The sequence below is a fragment of the Halorussus sp. AFM4 genome (assembly GCF_051194995.1).
Lineage (GTDB): Archaea > Halobacteriota > Halobacteria > Halobacteriales > Haladaptataceae > Halorussus.
On the sequence record NZ_JBNTJT010000005.1, the window covers coordinates 84,721 to 96,486 of the forward strand.

11 protein-coding genes are annotated in these 11,766 nt (G+C 68.3%); 8 read left to right on the forward strand and 3 right to left on the reverse strand.

Going from position 1 to position 11,766, the window contains the following annotated elements:
* Window positions 1–70 precede the first annotated feature (70 nt).
* The 4 genes from ACQUQF_RS20615 (at window position 71) to ACQUQF_RS20630 (ending at window position 3,030) form a co-directional block, all read left to right on the forward strand.
* A complete protein-coding gene (locus tag ACQUQF_RS20615; RefSeq protein WP_435181038.1) occupies window positions 71–949 on the forward strand; it encodes an isocitrate lyase/PEP mutase family protein in 879 nt (292 codons plus the stop codon).
* A gap of 139 nt (window positions 950–1,088) precedes the next feature.
* Window positions 1,089–1,367 carry an antitoxin VapB family protein gene (locus tag ACQUQF_RS20620; protein WP_435181040.1) on the forward strand — a complete coding sequence of 93 codons (279 nt, stop codon included), beginning with the start codon at window positions 1,089–1,091 and terminating at the stop codon, window positions 1,365–1,367.
* Complete coding sequence (locus ACQUQF_RS20625; protein WP_435181042.1) at window positions 1,354–1,755, forward strand: type II toxin-antitoxin system VapC family toxin; 402 nt, start codon at window positions 1,354–1,356, stop codon at window positions 1,753–1,755. The genes ACQUQF_RS20620 and ACQUQF_RS20625 overlap by 14 nt, the downstream gene beginning before the upstream one ends.
* Window positions 1,756–1,830: 75 nt before the next feature.
* Complete coding sequence (locus ACQUQF_RS20630) at window positions 1,831–3,030, forward strand: iron-containing alcohol dehydrogenase (protein WP_435181044.1); 1,200 nt, start codon at window positions 1,831–1,833, stop codon at window positions 3,028–3,030.
* Window positions 3,031–3,048: 18 nt separating this feature from the next.
* Here the strand turns inward: ACQUQF_RS20630 and ACQUQF_RS20635 are convergent, their stop codons facing one another.
* A complete protein-coding gene (locus tag ACQUQF_RS20635) occupies window positions 3,049–4,386 on the reverse strand; it encodes an MFS transporter (protein WP_435181046.1) in 1,338 nt (445 codons plus the stop codon).
* 124 nt (window positions 4,387–4,510) lie between these two features.
* Here ACQUQF_RS20635 and ACQUQF_RS20640 point away from each other — a divergent pair, with 124 nt between their 5' ends.
* The 3 genes from ACQUQF_RS20640 (at window position 4,511) to tcuA (ending at window position 7,836) form a co-directional block, all read left to right on the forward strand.
* A complete protein-coding gene (locus ACQUQF_RS20640) occupies window positions 4,511–5,884 on the forward strand; it encodes an MmgE/PrpD family protein (protein WP_435181048.1) in 1,374 nt (457 codons plus the stop codon).
* Window positions 5,881–6,303 (forward strand): cupin domain-containing protein, encoded by a 423-nt coding sequence (locus ACQUQF_RS20645; RefSeq protein WP_435181050.1) that lies wholly within the window; start codon window positions 5,881–5,883, stop codon window positions 6,301–6,303. The genes ACQUQF_RS20640 and ACQUQF_RS20645 overlap by 4 nt, the downstream gene beginning before the upstream one ends.
* A gap of 93 nt (window positions 6,304–6,396) precedes the next feature.
* Window positions 6,397–7,836, forward strand: coding sequence for an FAD-dependent tricarballylate dehydrogenase TcuA (tcuA, locus tag ACQUQF_RS20650; RefSeq protein ID WP_435181052.1), 1,440 nt, complete (start codon window positions 6,397–6,399; stop codon window positions 7,834–7,836).
* A 17-nt stretch (window positions 7,837–7,853) separates the two neighbouring features.
* On the opposite strand, the gene ACQUQF_RS20655 is transcribed toward tcuA, so the two are convergent.
* Window positions 7,854–9,356 carry an ABC transporter substrate-binding protein gene (locus tag ACQUQF_RS20655; RefSeq protein WP_435181054.1) on the reverse strand — a complete coding sequence of 501 codons (1,503 nt, stop codon included), beginning with the start codon at window positions 9,354–9,356 and terminating at the stop codon, window positions 7,854–7,856.
* A gap of 204 nt (window positions 9,357–9,560) precedes the next feature.
* Window positions 9,561–10,919, reverse strand: a complete 1,359-nt coding sequence (locus tag ACQUQF_RS20660; protein WP_435181056.1) for an ABC transporter substrate-binding protein — start codon at window positions 10,917–10,919, stop codon at window positions 9,561–9,563.
* A gap of 291 nt (window positions 10,920–11,210) precedes the next feature.
* Between ACQUQF_RS20660 and ACQUQF_RS20665 the strand changes: the two genes are divergently transcribed.
* Window positions 11,211–11,543, forward strand: coding sequence for a hypothetical protein (locus ACQUQF_RS20665; RefSeq protein WP_435181058.1), 333 nt, complete (start codon window positions 11,211–11,213; stop codon window positions 11,541–11,543).
* Window positions 11,544–11,766: the final 223 nt, after the last annotated feature.

Consider the following 11,766-nt stretch of genomic DNA (forward strand, 5'->3'; position numbering starts at 1 on the left):
CGACGGAATCCGGGCAGAATGTCCGCGCGAGCGCACTTAACGTTATGGTGTGCGATGACGAACCACGACCATGGCAGACTCGCCAGCCGAGTTCCGCGAATCGGTCGAGAGCGACGAGATTCTCGTGGCGCCGGGCGCTTTCGACGCCATGAGCGCGAAGGTGGTCGAGCAGGCCGGCGCCGACGTCGTCTACATGTCGGGGTCGAGCGTCTCGACGTCGGTCCACGGCTACCCCGACGTCGGGCTCACGACGCTGACCGAGATGACCGACCGCGCCCGCCGGATGGCGACCGCGGTCGACGTGCCGGTGTTCGCCGACGCCGACACCGGGTACGGCAATCCCATCAACGTGCGCCGGACCGTCGAGGAGTACGAGGCCGCCGGCGTCGCGGGCATCCACCTCGAAGACCAGACGTTCCCGAAGCGGTGCGGCCACTTCGAGGGCAAGGACGTGATCCCGACCGACGAGATGGTCGCGAAGCTCCGGGCCGCCGTCGACGCCCGCGAGAACGGCGACTTCGTGCTCGTCGCCCGGACTGACGCCCGCGCGGTCGAGGGGTTCGACGCGGCGGTCGAGCGCTCCCGGGCGTACCTCGAAGCCGGCGCGGACGTCATCTTCTTCGAGGCGCCAGAGTCGGTCGCCGAACTCGAGGAGGCGGCCGAGCGCATCGACGCGCCGCTGCTGGCGAACATGACCGAGGGCGGAAAGACGCCGATGCTGACGGCCGACGAGCTCGAGGACCTCGGGTTCGACATCGCGCTGTTCCCCACGACCGGGTTCAAGGCCGCGCTCAAGGCGCTCCAGGACGTGTACGCCGAGATCGTCGAGAAGGGGACGCAGCAGGAGATCATGGACGAGGTCGTCACGTGGGAGGGCCGCGACGAGGTGACCGGCCTCGACGAGATCAACGACCTCGAAGCGCGGTACGCGACCGACCGGGAGTCGTAGTCGGACGACGGTGGTGACCGGGTCGGACCGACATCCGGCCGGGGTCCGGATCCGTAACGAGAATGCAGTCAGTTATTTACCGTATTGAAGAGTAGAAACAATCGGCAGATTCTTGTGCTTGTGTTTGTAAACACAGACTATGGGAACGAAGACCATCGGTGTCAGGGACGACGTGTACGAACGTCTGAAAGCCCGAAAACGGGAGGACGAGAGCTTCACGGACCTTATGGACCGGCTTCTGGACGAGACGAAAGCCGACTGGCGCGAGGGGTTCGGATCGCTCGACGCAGAAGCGGCCGAAGAGCTCGAAGAAGCGGTCGAAACGTCCCGCAAGCGGACGAGTGGCGGACTCGCAGAACGACAGCGAGAGGCGGTCGAGGAGCTAGCCGACACCGAGGACGCCGATGAAACTGCTTGACACGACGTTCCTGATCCATTATTGGGCCGGGCGCGAGGAAGTGAGAGACTACCTCGAACGGAACGAAGAGGTCGAATTCACCACGACGACGCTGAACATCAAGGAGATTGCCGTCGGGCGAGAGCTCCAAGGCAAATTCGACCGACACGAAATCCTGTCGAAGTTCGAGTGGCTGCGTATCGTCCCCTTTCGGACCGAACACGCCTTCATCGCCGGACAGTTGGAAGCGGAACTACACCGAGACGAGAGCGTCAATCGGGACAGAATAAACTCCCTCGCTGGAGATGTGTTGATTGCCGCCGTCGCCAAAGAGACCGGTGCGACAGTCGTGACGGAGAATACAGACGACTTCGAGTCACTTGACGGTGTATCTGTAGAGAGCTACTAGTATCCGCACTCACTACTGGAGAAGGAAGTCGGAGCACCACCTACTGTTATCCGTTCGCCGGTCGCCCGAGAGAGTATGGACGACCGAAGCGACCCGACAGCCGACCGGATAGCCTTCGCCACGCCCGAGACCGAGTTCGGCGAGGGGGCGGTCGACCGCCTCCCCGAGACGCTCGCAGAGCTGGGCGTCGAATCGCCGCTCGTGGTGACCGACGAGGGCGTCGAGGCCGCGGGCGTGCTCGACGCCGCGCTCGCCGGTCTCGACGCAGAGCCGACCGTCCACTACGCGACGACCGAGCCCAGCGTCGACGACTTCGAGGACCTGCCCGACGAGGACGTCGACGGCGTCGTCGCGGTCGGCGGCGGGTCGTGTCTGGACACCGCGAAGGTCGCGGCCGCGCTGCTGGCCCACGGCGGGTCGGCCGCCGACTACCTCGGCGTCGACAGCGTCCCCGGGCCGGTGGCGCCCGCGGTCGCGATCCCGACGACCAGCGGCACCGGGTCGCAGGCGACCCAGACCGCGGTCGTCGCGTACGACGGGGTGAAGCGCGGAATCAGCGACGAGCTGCTGCGACCCGACGTCGCGCTGGTCGACCCGGCGCTCACGCACGGCCTCCCGCGGGCCGTGACCGCCCGGTCGGGGTTCGACGCGTTCGTCCACGCGCTGGAGTCGCTGACCGCCCGGGACTACCTGGAGGTCGCTCCCCGGCCCATCAACTACCAGGGGGCGAATCCCGTCTCGCGGCCCCTGTCGCGGCAGGCGCTCGAACTCGTCCACGGGTCGTACGAGCGGGCGGTCGCCGCTGCCGGTGACCCCGAGGACGACGATCGCGAGGCGAGGCGCGACCTGAGCCTCGGCGCCCACCTCGCGGGGGTCGCGTTCTCGAACGCCGGGCTCGGCGCGGTCCACGCGCTGGCGAGCACCGTCGGCGGGATGACCGGCCGGCCCCACGGGGAGTGTCTCGCGGCGTCGCTGACCGCCGGGCTGCACTACAACCTCCCCGCGCGGCGCGAGCAGTACGCCGACGTCGCGCGGACCCTCGGCGTGGCACAGGTCGACGACGACACCGACGAGGCCGCCGAGGCGCTGCTCGCGGAGTGCGAGCGACTCCGAGACAGCGTCGGCCTGCCGGGGTCGTTCGCCGACCTCGGGCTGGGGCCGGACGACGCCGACGAGATCGTCGAGAACACGCTCCTCCAGGAGCGCCGCATCAAGACGAATCCGCGGGACGTCGGCGAGGACCTCCGCGAGGAAGTGGTCCGGTCGCTGGAGTAGGGACCGACGGAAAGCGAATCAGTCCCGCACGAGGAGGTAGACGCTGAGCATGCCGGCGAGCGCGACGAGGCCGGCGAGCAGGACGAACAGCGCGCTCGACCCGGCGTAGGTCAGGACGGTCCCCGCCATCGCGGCCCCCAGCGCGCCGACGCCGAACATCGCGAGGTAGGTGAACCCGTACGAGAGGCCGTGGCTGTCGTCGGCGACGTAGTCGGCGATGGTGGCCTGGTACACCGGCGCGGCCACGTAGACGAAGAACCCCAGCAGCACGCACACCGCGAGCAGGGGCGCGACGCCGGCGTTCGACGCGGGGACGAAGAGGAGGGCGGCGACGACCAGCGCCGCGAACGTCGCGACCAGCGCGTACTCGGTCTCGATCATGTCGCTGACCTTCCCGCCGGCGTACTGGCCGGCGACGCCCACCGACAGCAGGCCGGCGTAGACGTACCGGCTGGGCGAGAACGACCGGTCGAACAGGGTGACTGGCTCGAACATCGGGAGCCCGCCCAGGATCTCGGGCAGGAACGTCAGCACGCCGCGGTAGTAGAGGCCGTACAGCATGATGATGGCGAACAGGACGACGAAGCCGGGCGTGAACAGCGCCCGGGAGTCCCGGACCAGGTCGCGGAACGAGCCGAGGCCGTCGTCGGTCTCCGACGCGCGGTCGGCGCCGACGTCCGGGTCGGCGTCGGCGTCGATCTCGTCCGCCCGGCCGGGGTCGCCGTCGGCGGCCACCTCCGGATCGTCGTCGGCGTCGCCATGACCGTCCGCGGAGACCTCCTCCGCGCGCTCGTCGGCGGCCGCCCGCTCGTCGAACGAGAGCCGGACGGCGATGGCGCTCGCGACCAGCGCGGGCAGGACGAACAGCGCGGCGACGAGCCGCCACTCCACGACCGCCAGCAGCACCGCCGCGGCCAGCGGGCCCACGACGGTCCCGACGTTGCCCGCCGCGCCGTGGTAGGCGAAGGCGGTGCCCCGCTCCTCGGTGCCCCGGCTGAGCAGCGAGAGCCCCGCCGGGTGGTAGAGGCTCGCGCCCGCGCCCCACAGCACGAGCGCCGCGCTGAGGACGATCACGTTCGGGGCGACGCTCACCAGCAGGAAGCCGCCGCCCATCCCGGCGGCCGAGCCGAGCACCAGCGTCTTCGAGCCGTAGGCGTCGGCGAGCACGCCGCTCGGGAGCGCGCCCAGCCCGATGAGGGCGTAGCCCGCGCCGACGACGAGGCCCAGCGTGGCCTCCGTGGCGGCGAACGCGTCGAGCCACACCGTGACGAAGATTGGGATGGCGAGCTCGTAGGTGTGGAACATCGCGTGGGCGAGCATCGTGAACCCGACGATGGCCCGGTCGTTTCGGTTCATGGTCCGTGGAAGCGTATTCCGACGTGGCGCATCGGTGTGTCATCCCAACCCATGCCCGGACGTCTTATAAATATTCGGTGGCGCGTCGGTACGACTTTAATCGGGTGGCCCGATACCGCATCACATGGAGGAGACTTCCGCGTTAGCCGAGTTCGCAGCGACGACGACGTACGACGACATCCCGACCGACGCGGTCGAGAAGGCGAAGCGAGCGATCCAGGACTACCTCGGCGTCGCGCTGTACGGCTCGGAGCACGGCGTCGGCGAGCGCATCTCGGCGTACGTCGACCGGTGCCTGCCGGGCGAGGAGGCGGCCGTGCTCGGCCGCGGCGCCGCGAGTCCGCCGGGCGCGGCGCTCGCGAACGGCGCGTTCGGCCACGCCATCGACTACGACGACACGTTCGAGTCCATCGTCATCCACCCGACGTCGCCGGTGTTCCCGGCCGCGCTCGCCGGGGCGCAGGTTGCCGGCGGCTCCGGGCGCGACGTCCTGACGGCCTACGTCGTGGGCGCCGAGGCCGCGTTCCGGACCGGCCACGCCACCTACCCGAGCCACTACGATAACGGGTGGCACAGCACGGGGACCGTCGGCACCTTCGGCGCGGCGGCGGCCGCGGCGTCGGCGCTGGGTCTCGACGCCGAGGAGACCGCCCGGGCGTTCGGCATCGCGGCGTCGTGCTCGTCGTCGCTCAAGAAGAACTTCGGCACGATGACCAAGCCGCTCCACGCGGGCCACGCCGCCCAGATGGGCGTCCGGGCGGCGTCGCTGGCCGAGGCCGGGTTCACGGCCGACGACGCCGTGTTCGAGGGCGACATCGGCTACGGCGAGGTGATGACCCCCGGCGGCGACTACGACCCGGCCGAGATCACCGAGGACCTCGGCGAGACGTGGGCGGTCCACGACATCGGGTTCAAGCCGTACCCCTCTGGCGTCATCACCCACGCCGCGATGGACGCGCTGCGCGAACTGGTCGAGCGCGAGGGGCTGGAGCCGGCGGACGTCGAGTCGGTCCGGGTCGCGCTCGACCAGGCCGCCTCCGAGATGCTCATCCACGCCGACCCCGACGACGCGCTCCAGGCGAAGTTCTCCATCGAGTTCTGCCTGGCCGCCGTCCTCCGGGAGGGCGACGCCGGCGTCCGGGAGTTCTCCGACGAGTACGTGACCGACCCGCGCACGCGCGAGGTGACGGCGAAGGTCGAGCGCGACTTCGAGGAGAACCTCTTCGGCGGCGAGTTCGCGGGCTACGGCGCGCGGGTCACCGTGACGACCAGGGACGGCGACGAGTTCGAGGCGGTCGAGAAGTACGCGCCGGGCAGCCCCAACAACCCGGTCTCGGACGAGCGGCTCGACGCGAAGTTCTTCGAGTGCGCCGAGCCCATCGTCGGGCGAGAGCGCGCGGAGGCCGTCGCCTCGGCCGTCGCTGACCTCGAAACGGAGGGCGCGCTCGACCGGCTGCTGGCGAACGCGACCACCGACGGAGACGGAGAGGCGCCATGAGCGACGACCACGTCCACCGGTCGCTCGACGACCTGGAGACCAACCCCGAGAAGCCCGGCCGGCGGTGGGAGGTGTCGCCCCAGCTGGGCATCGAGGACTACAACTTCAACGTCGCGGTGCTGGCGCCCGGCGAGCGCCTGTCGCAGAACGCCTACCACGTCCACCCGGACCAGGAGGAGTTCTACTACGTGGTCGAGGGCCGTTGCCGCGTCGAGGCCGAGGACGGGTCGTTCGACGCCGAGACCGACGACGTCGTCCGGTTCGAGGCCGGCGCGCCCCACATGCTGCACAACCCGTACGACGACCCCTGCAAGCTCGTCGCGGTCGGGAGCCCGCCGGAGGGCCGCCACCCGGTCGACCAGCTCCAGGGCTACAAGCAGCTACTCGCCGAGCGGTACGGCAGCGACCCGCGGGAGTAGCCCGCTCCGCGAACCGCTCCTGCGGCCGCCACCCTCCGCGAGCCGGGCGCTCCGGCGGTAGTTTGATTGCGATTGTCGAACATATCACGGTCGATGGCAGCGAAAGATGGCAGCGACCGGACGGTCCCGGAGCAGCGCGAGCAGTACGACGTGGTGGTCGTCGGCTGTGGAATGGCCGGCCTGGCGGCCGGGAACCGCGCCGCGCGGCGCGGCTGTGACGTGGCGATGCTCGAGAAGTCGCCCCCGGAGAAGCGGGGCGGCCACACCCGGTTCACCGAGTCGTTCCGGGTCCCGTCGGCCGACACCGACCTCACCGACCACGGCTACGAGTTCGACATCCCCGACTACACGACCGCCGAGTTCTACGACGACATCATGGCCCAGACCAACGGCCGGGCCGACGAGGAACTGGCCGAGACGCTGGTCGAGAACGCGGGCGAGACGATCGAGTGGCTCACCGACCTCGGCGTCGAGTGGGACATGACCCCGCTGAACTCCGGGTACACCGTCGGCCGCACCTGGTTCGACGGCGAGGAGCTGGTCGACACGCTGGTCGAGGCGGCGACCGACGCCGGCGCCGACGTCTACTACTCGGCCGAGGCCCGCGAGCTCCGGCGGTCGGGCGACGGCCGGGTTGAGGCGGTCGACGCGGTCACCGACGAGGGGTTCGTCCGGTTCGACTGCGGCGCCGCCATCGTGGCCTGCGGCGGGTACGAGTCGAGCCCCGAGAAGCGCACCCGCTACTACGGTTCGGACTACGACGCGATGACGGTCCGGGGGAGCCGGTACAACACCGGCGAGGCCATCGACATGATGCTCGACGCCGGCGCGAAGGCGGTCGGCCAGTGGGGCGGGGCGCACATGGCGCTCATCGACGCCGCGGCCCCGCCGGTCGAGGGCGGGACGAACCGCATCGACGGCTACCAGTACGGCCTGCTGCTCAACAACGACGGCGAGCGGTTCGTCGACGAGGGCGAGGACGCGCGGGCCCACACCTACGCCAAGTTCGGCCGGAAAATCTTCGAGCAGCCGGGTCGGAAGGCGTTCATCCTCGTGGATTCGAAGACCATCGACGAGGTCGACGCGACCGGGCCCTCCGACCCCGTGGTCGGCGACGACCTCCGGGACGTCCTCGACCGGGTCGGCTGCGAGCGCCCCGGTGAGGCCGTCGCCACCGTCGAGGCGTACAACGCGGCCTGCGACCCCGGCGAGTTCGACCCGCAGGTCCTCGACGGCAACGACGCCACCGACGTGACGCCGCCGAAGTCCAACTGGGCGCTCCCGGTCGACGACCCGCCGTTCTACGCCTACGCGGTCACCGGCGGCATCACGTTCGCGTTCGGCGGCGTGGCGACCACCGCCGACGCCGAGGTGCTCGACACCCGCGACCGCGTGGTCCCGGGGCTGTACGCCGCCGGCAACAGCGTGGGCGACCTGTTCTACGACAACTACCCGGGCGGGACCGGACTGACGAACGCGGCCGTGTTCGGTCGCATCGCCGGAGAAAAAGCTGCCGAATACGCCGCCGACTGAGACGCTCGTCGAAGTCCTTACTGGTTCTGCTTGAGTCGCCGATTGATCTCCTTGGCGGCCTGCGAGGTCGCCTTCTCCACGCTCACGCCCTGCTGCATGATGCGCTGGTGCATCTTCCGGGGGATGTCGTAGGTGATGGCGCTCGCGCCGGGCACCGCCGGGATGACGGCCGGCTTGAAGTTCTTGAGCGTCTTCATCGCCGCACCGCGCCAGAACTCCTTGTGCATCTCGGTCTTCGCGAAGAAGTCCTCTTTCTGGATCTGGTCGGGCGCGACCGGGACGAATCCGAGGTTCTTCGCGTTCTGGACCGCCCGGTTGCTGTCGCCGATCCACCACTCGAGGAACTTCACCGCCGCGTCCTGCTCGGCCTGGTTACTGAACCCGTCGCCGATGAACCCGAGCGACGGCAGCCACGCCAGCGCGGCCTTCGTCCCGGCGTTCATCGGGAGGCCCCACGTGTACGTGCCGTTCTTCATGGCCTTCGGCTGCTCCTCGAGGTAGTCGCCCCAGAGGTCGGTCGAGTCCTGGAGGTGGTTGACCGCCTGCTTGCCGGCCCAGTGGCGAGTGGTCGACTCCTCGTCGCCCGTGTTGATCGAGTTGGCGTGGAAGTACCCGTTCTCGACGTAGTCCTTCTGCATCTTGATGGCCTTGCGGGCCTCCTTGGTGTCGATGGTGGCCTTGTCGCCCGTCTTGTTCACCACGCCGGACATCGACCCGCCGTGCTGGGGGATGTACAGCGACATGTACTCCTCGTCGCTCGACTTCATCCCCGTCGTGTCCGGGAAGTAGCCCTTCTTCTGGCCCAGCTTGGTCTGCTTGAGCTTGTCGTAGATGCCCGGGATGTCGTCGTACCAGTGGAGGCTGCCGGCCTTGTAGTTGACCTCCGCCGGGTCGATGCCGGCCTGTTCGAGCCAGTCGGTCCGCCACGCGCTGAAGTACGGCCGGAACCCGAGCGGGAACGTCACCAGGTTCCCTTTCTTGCCGGTGGACTGCGAGCCCCAGACCTTGTGGCCCGCCATGATCTTGTCGGAGGTCTTGTCCGCGAGCGTCGAACTCTCCCAGAGGTCGTTGACGACCATCCCCGCGCCGCCCGCGAGGATGCCCGGCCGGGTCATCACCTCCACCAGATGGGGGACGTTGCCGGCGGCCCGCGCCGACCGGAACTTGGTCGTGACGTCCGTGTACGGCACGCCGGTGATGTTGATGGTGATGCCGGTCTCGCTCTCGAACTGCTTGACGAGCTTATCGGTGTATTGCTTCTTGGTCTTGCCCTCCGTGTAGTACGACAGCCAGACCTCAAGCGTCGGTTTATCGGTGTTTCCGACCGTCGTACCCGAGTCCGACTGGGTCTCGCCGCCGCCGGTGGACTCCGTGGTGGTGTCGGCGCCGCCGCCACCACCGCCACCGCTACATCCGGCGAGACCGGTCGCCGCCGCGCCGGCGCCGGCCGCTTTCAGAAACCGTCGACGATTGACGGAACGATGCCCCGAAGCTGACTCTTCCGACTGCTTCCCTGTCACGGGTTAACAACCCATTAACCCGTTTAATAGTGCAGGTATTAAATCTTACTCAAGAAACAGCCGCCTACCACCGTCGTTCAATCGAGCGTTACGGAGAATCTGCGGTGTCAGTGTTCGGTATCCGACCCGTAATCCCGGAAGACTCGGCCCGTCTACTACGGGTAACTGTCCGTCGAACCGCGAAAAAAGACCGCGACGGGTCGGTTACTGGCTCGCGCCCTGCTGCAGCCGCCGGTTGATCGCCTGCGCGGCCTGCGACGTCGCCTGGTTGACGGCCTGGTCCAGGCTCGTCCCCTGGCCGAGCATCTGGGAGATGCGCTGGTGCATCTGGCGCGGGATGTCGTAGGTGATGGCGTTCGCCCCGGGCACCGCCGGGATGACCGCGGGCTCGAACTGGTTGAGCGTCTTCATCGCGGCGCCCCGCCAGAAGTCGCGGTGCATCTGGGACTGACCGAAGAAGTCGGCCTGCCGGATCTGCTGGGGCGCGACCGGAACGAATCCGAGGTTCTTCGCGTTCTGGACCGCGCGCTGCTGATCGCCGACCCACCACTCGATGAACTTCACCGCCGCGTCCTGCTGGCGCTGGTTGTCGAACCCGTCGGCGATGAAGCCGAGCGCGGGCAGCCAGGCGAGCGCCGACTTGGTGCCGGCGTTCATCGGGAGGCCCCACGTGTAGGTCCCGTTGCGCATCGCCTGGGGCTGTTCCTCGAGGTAGTCGCCCCAGAGGTCGGTCGAGTCCTGGAGGTGGTTGATCGCCTGCTGACCCGCCCAGTGGCGGGTGGTCGACTCCTCGTCGCCCGTATTGATGGAGTTCTCGTGGAAGTACCCCTGGTCGATGTAGTCGAACTGCATCTTGATGGCCCGCTTGGCCGGCTCGGAGTCGATAGTGGCCTTGTCACCGGTCAGGTTGACCACGCCGGACTTCGAGCCGCCGTGCTGGGGGATGTACAGCGACATGTACTCCTCGTCGCTCTGCTTCATCCCCGTCGAGTCGGGGAACGCGCCCTTCTTCTGGCCCAGCTCGGTCTGCTGAAGCTTCTGGTAGATGCCCGGCATGTCGTCGTACCAGTGGAGGCTCCCCGCCTCGTGATTGACCTGACCCGGGTCGATGCCGGCCTGTTCGAGCCAGTCCGTCCGCCAGCACGACAGGTACGGTCGGAAGCCCAGCGGGAAGGTGACCAGGTTGCCCTGTTCGCCCGTCGACTGCGAGCCCCACACCCGGTGGCCCTGCATGACCTTGTCTGACGTCTTGTCTGCCAGCGACGAACTCTGCCACAGGTCGTTGACGACCATGCCCGCACCGCCCGCGAGGATGCCCGGCCGGGTCATCACCTCCACCAAGTGCGGGACGTTGCCCGCCGCCCGCGCCGACCGGAACTTCGTCACCACGTCGGTGTAGGGGACGCCCGTGATGTTAATCTGGGTGCCGGTCTGGTTCTGGTACTCCTTGACGAGCTGGTCGGTGTACTTCTTCTTGGTCTCGCCCTCGGTGTAGTACGACAGCCAGATCTCGAGCGTCACGTTGCCCTGGAACCCGACGTACCCCGGTACGGCACCTGCCATCGCCCCCGCTCCCGCGGCTTTCAGGAAGCCGCGTCTGTCGACTGTGCTACTCGCTGCCGAATCGGCCTCGCCTCGCTTCTGTGTCATTCGGTAACTCCCCACCACTACAGGGGTCGGTAGCATGTATCATAAACTTTTGCAGTATATTACCCGGTTCTCACTGCGATTTCATCCCTACCTGTCGCGCGTATCGTAGGAGCGGGGTGGGAGGGTCGCCGGACCCCGCGAGGTGGTGTCGGAACGGTCGACCGCGGGGGAACGTTTATGAATGACATGCGTGTATGGTACCCTATGTCAGGGCAGAACGTACGGTCGGGAGTCGGGAATCGAGACACCGCGGACTACCTCGAGCTGGCGGCCAACGTCGTCTACGCGTCCGCGGGCGTGCTGTTCCTCCTCGGACTGTACTTCGATTGGCAGCGGCAGGGCGAGATCGTCATCTCGCAGTTCGCGCTCGCCGACGAACCGAACGCCAACAGCGGGCTGTTCATCCTGGCCATCCTCGTCCTCATCGTCGGCTACCTGCTGTCGACCGTGGCCGACAAGGTCGTGGAGTGGCAGACCGAGGAGGTCGACCAGACCCAGGAGTGGACGGTCGACGTGGGCGGGTCGAGCGAGGACTGACGACACCTTCTTTCGCTTCGTCCGGGAGCCGAACCCGCAGCGACTGCGCCGTCACCGAGTGCGGCCCATCGCGTCGAGCTCCGCTTCCGCGTCGCGACGGTGAACGCCGGCCGGGCCTGTGCCCGGAGTCGGTGGCGCCCGACGGCTGGGAATCCCTGCGAGACCTGAGACCGCGAGAAGCGGGGTCGAGGTACGGCCGGGGAGTCCAGTCGACGACGTTCGG